Origin of the sequence: Xanthomonas sp. 1678 (genome assembly GCF_031455575.1) — a bacterium.
Taxonomy (GTDB): domain Bacteria; phylum Pseudomonadota; class Gammaproteobacteria; order Xanthomonadales; family Xanthomonadaceae; genus Xanthomonas_A.
The window spans coordinates 214619-228938 of record NZ_JAVDSZ010000003.1 but is presented as its reverse complement, the minus strand read 5'-3'; the positions used below and the strand labels follow the sequence as shown (position 1 = coordinate 228938).

At 58.7% G+C, this 14320-nt stretch carries 18 protein-coding genes; 9 read left to right on the top strand and 9 right to left on the bottom strand.

What is annotated here, in order from left to right; translation table 11 throughout:
- Positions 1-30 precede the first annotated feature (30 nt).
- Entirely contained in the window at positions 31-1572 is a 1542-nt protein-coding gene (locus J2Y70_RS07275) for a hypothetical protein (protein WP_309915281.1), read from the top strand.
- A 13-nt stretch (positions 1573-1585) separates the two neighbouring features.
- Here the strand turns inward: J2Y70_RS07275 and J2Y70_RS07270 are convergent, their stop codons facing one another.
- The 4 genes from J2Y70_RS07270 to J2Y70_RS07255 form a co-directional block, all read right to left on the bottom strand.
- Positions 1586-1783 (bottom strand): hypothetical protein, encoded by a 198-nt coding sequence (locus tag J2Y70_RS07270; protein ID WP_309915278.1) that lies wholly within the window; start codon positions 1781-1783, stop codon positions 1586-1588.
- 205 nt (positions 1784-1988) lie between these two features.
- Entirely contained in the window at positions 1989-2672 is a 684-nt protein-coding gene (locus J2Y70_RS07265) for a thermonuclease family protein (RefSeq protein WP_309916232.1), read from the bottom strand.
- A gap of 107 nt (positions 2673-2779) precedes the next feature.
- A complete protein-coding gene (locus J2Y70_RS07260; RefSeq protein WP_309915275.1) occupies positions 2780-2980 on the bottom strand; it encodes a hypothetical protein in 201 nt (66 codons plus the stop codon).
- 69 nt (positions 2981-3049) lie between these two features.
- Positions 3050-3529, bottom strand: a complete 480-nt coding sequence (locus J2Y70_RS07255; protein ID WP_309915271.1) for a DNA repair protein RadC — start codon at positions 3527-3529, stop codon at positions 3050-3052.
- Positions 3530-3952: 423 nt separating this feature from the next.
- On the opposite strand from J2Y70_RS07255, the gene J2Y70_RS07250 reads away from it, so the two are divergent.
- Positions 3953-4123, top strand: a complete 171-nt coding sequence (locus J2Y70_RS07250; RefSeq protein WP_309915269.1) for a CsbD family protein — start codon at positions 3953-3955, stop codon at positions 4121-4123.
- Between the two features lie 131 nt (positions 4124-4254).
- On the opposite strand, the gene J2Y70_RS07245 is transcribed toward J2Y70_RS07250, so the two are convergent.
- Entirely contained in the window at positions 4255-4782 is a 528-nt protein-coding gene (locus J2Y70_RS07245; protein ID WP_309915266.1) for a DNA topoisomerase, read from the bottom strand.
- Positions 4783-5091: 309 nt separating this feature from the next.
- Between J2Y70_RS07245 and J2Y70_RS07240 the strand changes: the two genes are divergently transcribed.
- The gene (locus J2Y70_RS07240) at positions 5092-5505 is read left to right on the top strand and encodes a hypothetical protein (RefSeq protein ID WP_309915263.1); all 414 of its coding nucleotides are present in this window, start codon (positions 5092-5094) and stop codon (positions 5503-5505) included.
- 50 nt (positions 5506-5555) lie between these two features.
- On the opposite strand, the gene J2Y70_RS07235 is transcribed toward J2Y70_RS07240, so the two are convergent.
- Complete coding sequence (locus J2Y70_RS07235; protein WP_309915259.1) at positions 5556-6017, bottom strand: hypothetical protein; 462 nt, start codon at positions 6015-6017, stop codon at positions 5556-5558.
- Positions 6018-6467: 450 nt separating this feature from the next.
- Here J2Y70_RS07235 and J2Y70_RS07230 point away from each other — a divergent pair, with 450 nt between their 5' ends.
- The 3 genes from J2Y70_RS07230 to J2Y70_RS07220 all read left to right on the top strand — a co-directional run bounded on the left by J2Y70_RS07230 (position 6468) and on the right by J2Y70_RS07220 (position 10276).
- Positions 6468-7859 (top strand): tyrosine-type recombinase/integrase, encoded by a 1392-nt coding sequence (locus J2Y70_RS07230; RefSeq protein ID WP_309915256.1) that lies wholly within the window; start codon positions 6468-6470, stop codon positions 7857-7859.
- A gap of 90 nt (positions 7860-7949) precedes the next feature.
- Entirely contained in the window at positions 7950-8576 is a 627-nt protein-coding gene (locus tag J2Y70_RS07225; RefSeq protein WP_309915254.1) for a DUF6338 family protein, read from the top strand.
- A gap of 212 nt (positions 8577-8788) precedes the next feature.
- Positions 8789-10276 (top strand): hypothetical protein, encoded by a 1488-nt coding sequence (locus tag J2Y70_RS07220; protein WP_309915251.1) that lies wholly within the window; start codon positions 8789-8791, stop codon positions 10274-10276.
- Positions 10277-10563: 287 nt separating this feature from the next.
- Here J2Y70_RS07220 and J2Y70_RS07215 read toward each other — a convergent pair whose 3' ends face one another.
- The 3 genes from J2Y70_RS07215 to J2Y70_RS07205 all read right to left on the bottom strand — a co-directional run bounded on the left by J2Y70_RS07215 (position 10564) and on the right by J2Y70_RS07205 (position 12634).
- Positions 10564-11922 carry a PIN domain-containing protein gene (locus tag J2Y70_RS07215; protein WP_309915248.1) on the bottom strand — a complete coding sequence of 453 codons (1359 nt, stop codon included), beginning with the start codon at positions 11920-11922 and terminating at the stop codon, positions 10564-10566.
- 215 nt (positions 11923-12137) lie between these two features.
- Complete coding sequence (locus J2Y70_RS07210; RefSeq protein ID WP_309915245.1) at positions 12138-12272, bottom strand: hypothetical protein; 135 nt, start codon at positions 12270-12272, stop codon at positions 12138-12140.
- 35 nt (positions 12273-12307) lie between these two features.
- Positions 12308-12634: a helix-turn-helix transcriptional regulator gene (locus J2Y70_RS07205; RefSeq protein ID WP_309915242.1), complete on the bottom strand. Its 327-nt coding sequence runs from the start codon at positions 12632-12634 to the stop codon at positions 12308-12310.
- A gap of 105 nt (positions 12635-12739) precedes the next feature.
- On the opposite strand from J2Y70_RS07205, the gene J2Y70_RS07200 reads away from it, so the two are divergent.
- The 3 genes from J2Y70_RS07200 to J2Y70_RS07190 are packed head-to-tail and all read left to right on the top strand — an operon-like array spanning position 12740 to position 14243.
- Complete coding sequence (locus J2Y70_RS07200) at positions 12740-13504, top strand: hypothetical protein (RefSeq protein ID WP_309915239.1); 765 nt, start codon at positions 12740-12742, stop codon at positions 13502-13504.
- Positions 13505-13551: 47 nt separating this feature from the next.
- Entirely contained in the window at positions 13552-13866 is a 315-nt protein-coding gene (locus J2Y70_RS07195; protein WP_309915236.1) for a hypothetical protein, read from the top strand.
- Positions 13863-14243: a hypothetical protein gene (locus J2Y70_RS07190; protein ID WP_309915232.1), complete on the top strand. Its 381-nt coding sequence runs from the start codon at positions 13863-13865 to the stop codon at positions 14241-14243. The genes J2Y70_RS07195 and J2Y70_RS07190 overlap by 4 nt, the downstream gene beginning before the upstream one ends.
- Positions 14244-14320: the final 77 nt, after the last annotated feature.

Here is a 14320-nt window from a genome sequence, read left to right as displayed (position 1 = left end):
GACCACCACATTCAAGGAAGGATTGCCGCCATGCCGATTGACTATGTTCCAAACGACCCGCGTGCGTCCAAGTTCAATACTGCACGCACGCAACCCGCTATAGCAAACCGTCCCGCCAAGTCGGCGCAGTTGCGCATCGCCAACCTACCCAAACAGAGCCCCTACCCAGTCGGCACCAAGGAGTGGTTGGCATGGCAGGTGCGCGAGTCCTCTTATCGGGCCTTGGCGGTGTTCGAAAAGATAGATGGCCCTCTGGCGAAGTGGCCTAGGTCCAGCGACTTCAAAACCCTGGAAGTGGTATTGGTGCTGGGTAACCAGGCCAATGCTTACTACGATGGCCATAAGCTGGTGTTCTGCCAAGTTAGGAAGGCAGGTAAGCTCCACTACACTGGCGCAAGCACCGATGTCGTAGCCCATGAAACAGGACACGCCATCCTTGATGCGTTGCGACCGGACCTATGGAGTTCGAAGTATCTGGAAGTGGCGGCTTTCCACGAATCCTTCGCCGACTGCATCGCCCTGCTTGCCGCTCTGGCCGATACCGATATCCGACGCGATCTCGCCCGCCCCAAGGTGCTGGATAAGCTCAACTATGTTGAAACCTGGGGCGAGCAGTTAGCATGGCTGGCCGGTCCGGGCAATTCACCCCGACACGCCCTCAATAAGCTGACTTGGCACATGCCAACCGCGAACGACGAATTTCACGATTTTGGGCAGATTTTCACCGGCTGCTTCTACGATCTGATCCGCCTTCTGTTCGCGGCTGCTAAGACCAAGAATGAAAAGACGCTGTGGAATGCAACTAAAAAGGCCGCACAGCTGCTGTTCTCCGCGGTTCGCAAGGCACCGGACACACCGCGCTACTTTCAGGCGTTAGGCCGAGTGATGGATATCGAATCTGCCGGCGATGCTAGCCTGCAGGCGGCAACGCGGGCTGCATTCGCCGCGCATGGCTTCATGTTGGGCAGTGCCGCCATTCTCAGTCCCAAGTCGCGGTTAGCCGGAGCCATTGTAAGTGCCCCCAGGAATCGTTGGGTGCCCAGCGATGATGCCATAACGGATCTGCGAGGTCGAACCGGCTTAAAGACGTCTGTGCCGATCGAGCTGCGCGCATTGCAACTAGGCGGCCGTGAATTGATCGAGGCCAGCTACCCACGCACCATCAACATCACCGGCCTTGGAGCGGACTACCTTGAAGGCGTTCAAGCCATCACACCCGAAGGCGTGCTGCTGGGACGCCTTTCGATGGCACCCGCGATACGCGCTCTAACGCCTGCCGATAAAGAGAGCGTAGCCATCATGAGTGCGTTACCGGACTCGGTGGCTACCGAGAATGAAGTAATGGAATTTGTCGGCAGCCTTGTCCGAAGCAACCAGATCGCTCCAGCTCCTAATCGCGCTCGTCATTTCTCGGCTATCTCAGCTATCGCTACAGACCTTTCGCCGGAAGAGGATGACGAGGCGCTGGCTCACGTAACCCATCAAGTAGTAGAAACTCCCGACGGTGGACGCGTGTTGGAGCGCTTACGCTTTGCTTGCCAGTGTCGTGCGCATAAAAAACTCGGCGCCTAAGGGCGCTGAGTTGTCAAATGGCTGAAAAACGACGACGAACTAGAACCTCGCCGTCCACGCCTTCGACGACAACATGTGTCACGCCGGGCTTGAGAGGCTCCGCTCCTATCTGGAGCTGGCCAGCCTTCTCCAAGGACCGCCTGAATAGATCCAGTTCCTGCTTCTTGGGCAGCTTGGCGACGGCTCGTTTTTTTGTCGGCTTGGTGACCATGGCAAGAAGTTACCTCTATCGCTGAGCAGCAAATTTCCGCTATTGACAATATAGCACAATTTGTGCTTTAAGGCAACAACCTCACTCGTGTTTACCTTCAAATGGCGGCATTGACTCCGTCAATGGACTTGAGGCTCAAGCTGGCAAAGCATAAAGCCCCTCATAACTATGCATCGACACTAAAGCTGGTCCGTTTTCCATTGGCTTAACGCTTTGCCGGCTGCCACCCTGCCCGAGCTGCCTCCTCGGGACTACAGAACATGCGCTCGCCGCGGCTCAGGTCGATGCTCGTGCGCTCATAGTCCCGCTGCCCAGGCACGTGGTAGATCTTCTTGCCCTGACGGGAGATGTTGCCTTTGATGCGGCATCCGCTCGGCGCCGGCTGCGTGGCTACCGGCTCTTGGCGTGCGACCTGCTCCCGCTTGCTGCGGCGGTAGTCCGCGGGCATCTGGAAAGGCCCTTGCCAGAGGTTGCGCCGCTGCTGGCGCGCCTCGGCTTCGTCTGCGATGAATGCCGTCGCGTATTGGCGATACGCGACCGCCCAACCGGAGTTCACCATCCAGCGGTTGACCGACTGCCCTTGGACGAAGCACTCGGCTACCACTCGGCCGTAGCGGTCCGTGTCCTTGGGTTGGCAACGAACGGTCTTGTCCAGCACATAGCCGTCCAGCGCGGCCGCAGACCGCCGGCCACAAGGCCAAGAGCGCCCTTCCTTGGTGGTGCATTGCTGGGCGCTTTCCGGGGCATCGACGCCCCACAGGCGGATGCGCTGCTTCGCCACCGTGAGGGTATCGCCGTCCGTGACGGTCGCACGCCCAACCCACTCTGCAGCCACACCAGAAACAGAGAAAAAAGCCAACAGCAGAACCACCAGACCGTTCAACACCATCAACAACGACTTCCTCTAAGCGAACGCTCGGGCTCCGAGCGCCAGTTCAAACAGGGTCCGACACTTTAGCGGAAGTGGCAAAGGGGCACCGACCAACTCGCCATCCTTCAATCCCGACTTGCGTTCCTGATGTGGTCACCGTCGGTCTCCTTTACGACAACGAAGGTGCTCACCAGCCAGCCGTATGCATCGCTGAGCGCGTCAGCAATGTGCTCTTCGCTCTCGCATTCGACCGTGGCTTCCATCGGCAACGCGGGACGCTTGCCATCGGTCTCCCAGACAATCCCTCGCACGTGAAACGCTTTCATTCCTGCTCCATGGATGTGCATCTGCCTTGGCAGTCTAGCCTCGGCAGACCGCATAGGTGAAGAGGTGGGCTATGCCCACCCCCTGCTGAGCAAACTGGTGTGCTGCCGACCACCGATGACCAGATGGTCGAGGACTCGGATGTCCAGCAGACCCAAGGCTTTCTTCAGGCGCTCGGTGACCTGGCGGTCGGCTTCGCTGGGCTCCGGATTCCCGCTCGGATGGTTGTGGAAGAGGATGACGGCGACCGCATTGAGGTCCAGGGCACGCTTGGCGACGACCCGGCTATGGACTTCGCAGCCGTCGACGGTTCCAGTGAACAGGTGCTCGGTGGCCAAGATGTGGTGCTTGGTGTCGAGGAAGATGCACCCGAAGGCCTCGTGCGACAGGTGGGCGCAGCGGGCGACCAAGTAGCTGCCGGCTTGCTCCGGGCTGCGGATCTGGCCCTGGCGCTGCAGGCGCTGCTCAAGGATGTGGGCTGCTGCGAGCAAGATGCCCTCCTCGTCCATCTGGAGTTGGTATTGGGCCTTCCGGTCTTGGGTGCGCTTCATCGGTTCTTCTCCACCAGCGCGTTGTGCGCCTCGTGGGAACCGGCAGGCGAAGCGTCCGGCCCTACCGCACCCGGGAGTGAGCACCGCGGCAGCGGCGCGCAGCGAAGGGCCGGAACAGAGCGCCAGCGTCGAGGAGGAGGCCTGTCCTTGCGGTCGGGACAGCGAAGCTAAGGTCCCTTTAAGAGGCCCAGCGCTGGTGAGAGCAAGCACGCTGCGCCAGCCCTGCCGGGGGGCCTTGGACCATGCAGTGGATGGGTGTGCGCTGACAGGAGTGCTGCCGTGCGGATGCGGACGTCGGCACTCAAACCGCCCCGTGCCTAAACGGCATTGCCAAGCCAGCCCAATCTTCACCCAAGCCATACCGGTCTGCGCGCAGCGTGGCGGTGCCCACTCACGGGCACTCACTTACTGGTGGAGTTGAACATGGACAAGAATCGCACCGAAGGCGCCAAGAACCAGGTCAAGGGCACCATCAAAGAAGTCACCGGCAAGGTCACCGGCAGCAAGACGCAGGAAGTCGAAGGCAAGCTCCAGAAGGGCGTCGGCAAGGTGCAAAGCGAAGTCGGCAAGGCGCGGGACAATGCCCGCGACTGAGGTAGGTATTCGACTCTCCCGACCAAAGTCGGGGGAGCCTTAAGTGATGGGCCGGAGCGAACCGCTCCGCACCATTAAAAAATAAACTCACACAATGTCATTGCTCCCCGGATTTCGTTCCTGCCACCCAATCAATCGGGGTAGAACTGCGCAATGTATTGAAGGCAAACCGTGCGGTAGACGTCCTGCTCGATGTTGTTGAGCTGACTCATGTTCGGCGCACTACGCGTGGGAACGATGGCGTGGTGAGGGCCGACCTTCCCGTCGTCGAACGCCCGGCAGTGGATCCTCGGGTCCGCTTGACTGGTCAGCCCAATCAGGTCCGGCATGGCCCTGGCAATGGCCCAAAGAATTTCCGAGGCGTCACTGTGCTGGCTAACGGGAAGGTAAGAGCACTTGGAGAGTGGGTAGGTGATAAAGCCTTTTTCGTAAAGCCCCTTGGTGACCTTCTGCACTTCCGGCACGCCGATGCCGTGGCGGTTGCTGATGATCGCCTGGAGCGCTGTGGCATTAAACGGGAGAGTGGCATCTCCTTTGGCAGGCTCGTCTGAGGTTGAGACGGATGGCCGGCCACGCTTTTGGAGGGAGTTCCCCACTTCAACGAGAAGCTTGCCAAGGCTGCTCAAGTTCGCATCATCAACCAGCACCGAAATAGCCACAAGATTTCCAGCTGTCACAAGGGGGATCAATTAAAGCAATATTCAAGCACCTGTCAATTTTTAAGCTAACAAATGCGCAGAATGCTTGGGCAGCACCGTAGTTATTCCAAAAATACTAACAACCATGGTGAGCCTTCGCACAAGCAATTTATAAAACTAGTTTTTGACTCGTGGATGTTCCGGTAGAGCAAGCGCCCCGTCATGGCGCTTCCGCAAGAGCACCATGGTAAAGTGATGCTGCATCCCATTAAGTCGATCGATATGCGCTTGGCTCGCTAGGCGTTAGCTCTATCCCCACAACACGCGAGCATGACCACCGCCATGAAACGAATCCATCTCGTCCGAACACTGGTGCTTGCCTCGCTTGTGGCCATCTCGCTTGGAGGATGCGCAGCAGGTGGTCCAGTCGCGAGCCGGCCCATCGAAGGCGCCGTGCGGCTGGGAGAAATTGCGGCGGTCGACGGACCCAGGGTGCGTCCCGACCGCGTCATCGAGGACAGCCGTTGCCCAGCCGACGTCCAATGCATTCAGGCCGGACGGCTGATCGTCCGGGCGACCGTGCTCGGTGGTGGCTGGTCCAAGGAGATTGACCTCACACTGGGCGTCCCGGTCCCTGTTGCCGATGGCATGTTGACCCTGGTGGATGCTACCCCCGTGCCCGTCGGCAGCGAGACCGCCGCATCCGCCGCTCGCTTCACCTTCAAGTTTCAGGGCGGCCGTTAGGGTTCCCGTCGGATGCGCCAAAGGGGCAAGCCCAGGAGAAGCCGGACTCCTCATTGCTCGGCTGGGTCTTCGTAAGCGCCTCGATCCCAAGAGCGATAGCGCCAGGGCACCACATCTTCTAAAAACGTGATGCGGGGACTTGGGAGGTTGCCGAGCCCTGCCAGGCTGGCACGCAGCCGCTCGGCATGAGCATCGGGGACAAAGAGCCAAGGCCTGACTACCCAGTCCAGCGGCACACCGCTATCCCGAGCCAATGCCGCCCTAACCCCAGGCCAGTGTTCGTTCCACGACTTCAACCGAGCCAGGAGCGAAGGCGCCCGAGCTGCATAGGTGATCTCGCAGAGGTAGCCAGCCCGCTCCTTGAAGCTCACGGCCACAGCGTCGCAATACCAATGCGGGCCGCTAGTGTCCGGGTTAGCGCCCTCGTTGAGCTGGATGCAGCACTGGCTGTTGACGAACAACGCACGGTCCGCCCGGAGGAAGTCCAATACCACGCCTTCAAAGTGATCCATGCTTTAGTTTTCTATCAGACATAGGCTCAATCCTACGTCTCATCTTGGCATGGAGACAGCTCGAGGCGCTCCGACGCGGGGCAGCCCTCACTGCATCTCAATTCCAGCACCGCCAAGTAACTAAAACAGAATAAACTAACCAATATTAGCTAACATTTAACTGGCGTTCATTTTAAAATTGAGCTATTTTCAGTTTTTAGCTAACTAATTAATTTTAAACACTACAGTAAAGTCTCAACGAAGAGCCACCCTCGCCTGTCTGAAACCCTTGCCGCATATACGAGCAAGAGTAATTTGTGAGGTTAAGTTGGGCCATCAGCCATGGCTTAATTTGACCCCGCTCCGGCAATGCCTGAGGTGATGATTGGAGGCGCAGAAAAACTCCGATTTTGGATTGACGAATTTTGAGGCCGACGTATCAAGCTTCCATCTACCGATGGAAGCACAGCAATGGCAAACGACCTCACCAATGAGCTACAGAAATACAACGACCACCCCTTCGGCGAATTGACGTTTGGCAGCGTCCGAGTCGGCCGCGTCACGTTCAACAACGTGCGCCTCCGAGGACGCGAGGCCCTCATCGGCCTGGAAGAACTTCTCCAAGCCGCCTGCGAGAAAACGCAGCGCATCCGAGTCCGGAAGGACGGCACCCGATATCCAGAACCTCTGCCCATAGCCACGCCCGGCCGGCAGCTGTCGGAAGAGATCGCCGACTACCTGCGCGACATGACCCGCCGCAACCTGCGGCCGCGCACCATCGAGGCCACCGCCCGCACGCTGGGCCTTCTGCAACGCGTCTGCGGCGACATTCGGGTCTCTCGCATCGACCACCAGCACATCTACCGCCTGTGGGATCTCATCCGCTGGGCTCCCCCAGGCGCGGCTTCGGATGCAGAGCTCAAGTCCTTGTCCGCCGAAGACCTGATCGTGCGCGGCCAAGCCATCAAGGTCGAGCCGCCGGCGCCCGCGACTCTGGAACTGCACCGCCGCTTCCTCGCCACGTTCTTCAGCATGCTGGTCAAAGCCAAGGCCATTCCCGTCTCACCGATGGAGCCCTTCCGCGAAATAAAGAAGGACTTGCTCCAGGACACCAGCAAGCCCGACCGCCTCTTCAGCGACGAGGAACTGCAGCGCATCTTCGACCCAGGCAACTTCATCCCCTGGGCCAAGAAATGGCCGCACCGGTGGTGGGGGCCAATCATCGGGCTCTATACCGGTGCCCGAGTTGGCGAGGTGGCCCAACTCAAAGTGGCGGACATCATCCAGGAGCGAGAAATGTGGTGCATTTCCATCCGCAAGACGATCGACGAGGATTTGGCCGGCAAGGTTGGCACTCGGAGCCGCCAGAGCCTCAAGGGCGACTCCGCAGTGCGGGTCATTCCCCTGGCCCAACCGGTTCTGGATGCGGGCTTCCTCGACTTCCTGGAAGACATGAAGGCGTGCGGCCACCCCCGCCTATTTCCCCACTTGTCCGCCGGCGTGAACAAGAAGACGGGGGAGACAAACTCGCGCTACAGCCAAGGGCTGCTCAACCAGTTCAGCAGCTACTTGAAGGATCTCGGCTTCCCGAAAGGAGTCGGCTTCCATGCATTCCGCCACACGATCGCCACCGAGCTCTACCACCGCGACGTGCCCCAGGAAGAGGTCGCCCTCATCACCGGGCATTCGCTGAGCAAGAAGGTGCCGGTCCTGCAGGACTACTACCTACACAAGCGACCGGACCGCATCCGGGTGAAGCAAGCCAGGGCCTTGGAGTTGTATCGGCCTTCGGTTGAGTTGCCGAAGTATCAGACGGGACAGTTCAAGGAGCGACTTGGCAAGGACGCGAAGTTCTACCCGTAGTAGAGTTGAGTCCATGTGGCAGGCAGAGAGCCGCTTCTGCCTGCTCATTTGCTCAACCTGGTTACCTCATCAAGGAGTGTGCGAGCGGAGATGGACGGCCTTTTTTCACAAGCGACACCCCTACTGATGTTCCTCCTCCCGGGCTTTCTATCAGCCTGGATCTTCTACGGCCTCACCTCACACCCGAAGCCAAGCCAGTTTGAGCGCACGGTCGAGGCTCTGGTGTTTACGTTTGTCGTTCAAGGCGCCACGAACCTAGTGAAGATTGGGTTTCTTACCTGTGGAAAGATATGGAGCATCGGGCCTTGGACCAATGATACCCAGACCATATGGTCGATCGTGGCAGCCACTGCTCTAGGGATAGGTGTCGCAGCCGCAGTCAACAAAGACACGTTCCACTCTTGGCTAAGACGCTGGGGATTCACCTCTCGAACGTCACACCCAAGCGAGTGGTTCTGTGTCCTAGACTCCAATCCAGCCTACGTCATCCTTCAGCTACAGGACGGCAGACGCCTCACCGGATGGCCAAAGGAGTGGCCCGTGAGCTCTTCGACTGGACAGTTTTACCTGCAACAACCTGCTTGGATCACTGAAGAAGGGAGTGTTGTGGACCTTGCGACCCTTGATGGCATAATCATCCACGCAACCGATGTCCGTTGGGTGGAAGTATTTCCTAAGGAGACGATTGAAGATGACAAATCTGCGAAAGGGATCTAACCCGCCGCCGCCCACGAGGCAGCATGCCTTTGATAACGCCAACCCACCCACCCGCAGCGCGCGTCCAGCACCACCACCGAACCCGCCGCCGCCGCCAAAGAAGCCCTGACATTCACTTTAAAGCCCCGCCATGGGGCTTTTTTGTGCACAGCGAGAAGGAGCGCGGTGCGCACTGAGTAAGCAGCCATCCCGTCATTGCATGAGATACAGGCGTGACCTACAACCAACTCGCCAAACTCGCCGCTTCCTTTGGGCTCAGAGATTCAATCGTCCACATCTGGGCATATGGCCTTCACGTCGGCTACGATTTCCTTCTTCCGTCAGACTATCGGCATTCGCGGCCGGGGTTACGCGAACAGATAAAGCCGCACGTCCATGAATTCTACCTGGACCTCTACCTCAGGGAGGTGCTCCTGCACGCAGGCTCCTCCAAAAGCGCGCACTCGTCCCTTCGAGATTGGAAGGATCTAGGAAAGCTCCACAATGCCATCCATGCCTACAGCGATTTCAAAGCAAGGTGCGATTTAGACATCTGGACGACGTTACATCGAATCGGACATCAACAATTTCCGCACTTTGATCGCTTTCGCCCCGCATACCTAGGGCGTTACTGGTCCCTCTACAGGCGCGGACGCCTCTCAAATGTTGTCCACAACGCGCTCGGCCTTTCGACCGAAGACTATTTCTTACTCGCCAGCGCGATGCATGCCCTCTTCATGCTAAACCATGAGGTTCCGCTTCTTCCCCAACTAACAGCTCTCGGCTTGGATCCTGCGGCGGTGGCCGCGAGAATAGAAGCGGTGACCGCGACGCCAAAGCAGTTGCGTGAGCGCTGCATAGAGGCAGGGCGATATGACTCATCTTGGGCCTACACAATCAACCCGATCATAGCGACACCGCTCATTCGACTCCGCGCCGATGTCCCTGACAGGTTGGTATGCCCGCGCCCGCCACTACTTGGCAAACGACTGCTGGCCGGCCTCTTTTATGACCTCTATGGTGCGAGCGGCTTCGCCCAGGCCTACGGAGACGCTTTTGAAGACTTGGTGGGAGATTGCTTTAGTCATCTTGCTGGCCAGACGAAAGCATATCGCCCCACCCCGTATACGGCGGGAGGCGCTGAACGCCACGGCAGCGACTGGGTTCTTTATGACGTCACCACGACAGTTTTCGTGGAATGCAAGACCATGCGAATGCCAGTCGCGGCCCAACTCGCGGCAAGCCCGGGCGACCTTGAATCCGGCCTAAGACGTTTGGCCCAAGCAGTCGTCCAGAATTACCGCAACATCCTGGACGTCGTGGCGGGTCACACCGTAGTCAAGCGAACCAACGGTTCGATCTACTCGCTCATCGTCACACTAGAAGAGTGGACCATCTTCAGCCCTAAGGCATTTGAGGCGCTCGCAAACCTTGTCGAGCAAGAACTCGTTGAACGCGGGATGGACCTTAGTCTTCCCTACCGCTACCCCTTCTCCATCATTGGTTGCGCGGCACTGCCTCAGATGGTCGATTCCATCAGCAAACATGGGCTGTCCATCTTCAAGCAGAAAACCTCTTGTCGCTTCAAGGACTACCTGTTCCCGCAGTTTTTAAGTGAGGCCAACCTAGCTGCCGAAGGCACATCTGCGGCGATGTTTAATCGCGAGTGGGAAGAACTCATGGGACGGCTCAAAGCCCGCTTCCCAATACCACAATCATAAGGTTAATGCGGAATCACGCGACCCACTCGGACACGTTCAATCTTATAGGTCTTAGCTTCGGCGCTCCACGCGAACCAGGAACTCGCAGACTCGCTATGGACATGAAACGCTTAAGTGGAACCAAAAGGCTTATGCCACAGCCGAGCCTTGTCAAGGCTCAGCGCGTCCCCCTCTCCTGCCCGCCCCTGCCACTCAGCAGTCCGCCTGCGGTTCAACAACCCTACGCGGCAGCCCTTACAGGCAACTCGAGTCAGGCGCGTCGATGACACAAGTTTTGCTTTTGTCCACTACTCGCCCCCAATCACCAGCGGACCCACTACTTCGTCACTATCCTGCCAGTTGATCGCCAAGCGGATCGGATACTTTATCTCGATGGCCTTGGGAAAGTTTCTTGCCGACCAGCGGACATGCAAGCATCCTCTCGGCTCATCTTCATTTTGAGGTAGGCATAGGATGACAGGAAGCTCTACTCTACGGATCTGATGCCGAAAATCCTCGCATGTTCCCTCAACAGACTTGCACATCAGATCGTCTTTCTCTTCGTAATCCCAATATAAGCCCTGAAGATCGCGAGCCTCTGGTGGCATTCGAATGAGGTCATGCATGCTGCTTAGATGCTCAGGCAAGGCGGGCTGCCTCAGCATACTAAGGCGTTCCATTTTTGGCGGCCTCGGCAGAACTAGGCGAGGCGAAGATGTATAGAACTCGTCCTTCAACACATGATTAACCAACATCATTGACCCTTCAACCCATACTCTGACCGATAGTCCCTCCGCTGGAGCGCCACCTGAATTGCTGACGGCAAGGGTCAAATCGAACGAGCCATGGTAGAGATTGAGTCTTGCTGGCTGTCTCTTCAGATGCTTCTCGACCTTATTCCACCATTCGCGTCGTTCGTGCTGATACTTTTCGATCGCTGCTGCTCTGGTCACCGTGACCTGCCCAGGGACACTAGTACTTTCTTCCGGATGCCGTCGTTCTATAACCTGCATCGCGTCGTCAAGGAACTCTTCGGACAATGGGCGATAACGGCAGATGGATCCTTCAACCCGTTCGATCACCTCGCCCTTACTGACCAGTTGCACCTCAAGCTGCGGTGAACGCTTGCTCAAAGTCCTCAACTCATCCTTAAGCTTAGCGATCTCCTTGTCTCGATCATCAGTCTCGGGATCGAGAAGCCAAGAGTCAGGAATCTTCCGGCAGGACAAACCAACGGCCTTGGCCATTCTTCGCGGCAACCGGTCGTTGCTCAAGAATGCAAGGTCCCCAAACATCTGCTGAAGAGCGACGGCTTGCTCCACAATCCTTCCATCGGCCGTTGAAAGATCTAAGACGGTCGACTTCTTTCGTCCTGAGTCCAAGAAGGGTGCAAGCCGCCATACAACTTGCGGCCCACTCTCTTTGACCACTAGCTCCTCAAGCTCGTCATCAATCAGGGGATCCAACTTGGAAAATACGTCACGCGCACGTCTGGCCGGGCGAGTGTTGCCATTGGCTTTATGGCGATCGAGCTCCCCCATGACTTCGTCAAGCAAAAACAGCTCGACTCTTACCGCATCGGTCAAATCCTGCCAAGGCAACTGCTCTGCCGTCTTAGCCTGGAGAAAGAAATTTGTATCGGGGGCATAACGTTGAATTCGGTCCATCCCCTATTCTCACCCTCCCAAGAGCTGGTTTCCAGCAGTTTAACAAGGGCATGGAGGGTGAGGACCTTTAGCGTCATTGGTTCTGACATACGGGCCACCCAGTTCTTGGCGGAGCGCTCCATCTCAGCTTCATTGCCGTTAACTACAACAAAGGGCGCATCACGGAAGGGCGATGCGCCCTTAAAAAACCTCTCAGCCAACCTCCAATACCAGCCTCACTTCTTCTTGCTTGGCCCGCGGGGCGGCGTCTTAATGGTTTCCACTACAGAGCCTTGCTTATCACGCTGCGCTTCTTTGACGGGCTTGAATTTACCCGTGCCTGCATCTCTCCCAATCTTCTTCGTAGCCATTCGCCGCTCTCCTTGATGAAGGAAACTACCGAATTTCAACGTTTGATCTTTTTCAACAACCAACGCGCTGCTTCCGCGCGCTCTTCTGGCGACAACTCATCTAGCGCCAAAATTACGTTTGCAGTGTGGTCATCCCCCGCCACCAGGTAGGCCATTGGCACACCCAGCGTATCGGCCAGCTTGCCTAACCCATCCAAATCAATACCGCTGGTTTCGTTCTCGTAGCGATTGACCCGGCTGCTGGCCAACTTCTTATCCAACCCCATCAGCACCCCCAGCGCTCGCTGGCTCGGGATGTCGCGCAGTTCCCGAGCCTGCTTGAGGCGGGCTGCAAAGAGAGCGCGTGGGGAAGCCTTCGGCACGTGAATGAAAGTTGAAAACTGGGTCGGACAGCATGACTTGGTCCTCCTCTGCATGGCAGACTCTTCATGAAATGTAGCACTCTCCAACCACAGACAGGGGATTTCATGAAGACCGCACGGATCGCAGGCACCGCCCTGCTCGCAGCATCGCTGGCCGTCACGGCCCAGGCCCAGGACGCCCAGCCCCAGAAGCCTGGCTTCTTCCGGCAGCTCGGCGGCAGCCTCAAGGACGCCGGCAAGCAAATGGTCGGCATGAAGCCGAACGCAGGCGGCAAATCCACCGCTCAGGCCGGCGGTAACGGCAGTGGTCCCATCTACACGCCCCTCAGTGGCACCGGGAAGCTTCCCGGGCTGTTCAAGGGCGACAACCACCAGGCCGCGCAGGCAGGCCGCCTGGAGTGGCCCCGGGTCGCGCTGACGTTCACCGAGTGGGGCGAAAAGCTGCCGTGCTGGACCGTGGAAGCCCGCATCTGGACGGGCCCTGCAGCCTCAAGCACGGAGACGTTCCGGGCCTGCGCCGACGCCCCGCTGACCGAGACCGACGCTCTGGGCGAGACGGCCGAGCTCAACACGTCTGCCATCTGGAAAGGGAGGGACACCCTCAACGGCATTCGCGTGCCGCCCAGCAAGCCCAACACGGGCGCTCAGCGCTCCACGGGTCCCAACCCGCCGGCCCAACCCTTCGTGGTCAACGTGAGCCGTCCTGGTGTCGCCGATCGCGCCGTCGACGTCGCCCTGCGGGTGGCATGGGCCTCGGGCTTCCTCCAGACCGCCGACCTGCACCCGGGGGCCAGCGGCCTGCTGACGCCCTTCAAGGACAGCCGCCTCTGGATTGCTGGCTTCAAGCCGGACGGGAACCGCGACAAGTAAGGCCCCCCGCCTCGCCAATCCTACCCACCCCTCAGCAAAGGAACGACATGAAAAAAGCATGGATTGGCCTGGTCGCGTTGACCACGGCCCTGGGCCTCACCGCCTGCAGCGGCAAGCCGTCAACCGACGACGCCAAGGAAGCATTCGTCAAGCTGCTTCAACAGAGTGGCGCTGGCCAGGTCACCGACATCCAGAACTTCGAACTCACCGGCTGCGTGGAAGCGGAGGGCGCAGACGGCTACCGCTGCGATACCCGCGGCCAAGCGGTGCTCAACATTGAGGGCCGGCAGGTGCCGATTCCGCTGAGCAAAAACCTGCGCTACGTGCGGGAATCCGGAATTTGGAGGGCCTACGCGAAATGAAGACCAACCCTGACCCGATGGCCGGCACCCCGGTGAATGCTGCGGCCGGGTTCCGTGGGGACGGCGAGCCACGCGCCGCCTCCAGGAAAGTCATGACGCCCCACAACCTTTTCTTCTGGTGGTTCTCGTGGACCCTGCTCCTGCTCGGGCCGTTTGGCTTCATCGTCGGGCCGCTGATGGCCCGGCGCGGCCTGCGGAAAGCGGAGCGGCTCCATCCGCAGGAGGCCTACGCAGCTCGGCAGCGCGACAAGGGGTTCACTGCTGGGCAGTGGTGGGTCATGACGCCGCTGGCTCTGATGGGAGCCTTCTGGATTTTCTCTCTGCTCAGCGGGCTGCCGATGGTGTTGCTGGTGCTGTGGGTGCAGCTGACCAGTTGAAGCCCATATGCACGGCTCAGGCCAAGAGCCCCGACGGCTCACGCCTACTGCCCCCCTTAGCCGATGGTTAGGTGGGG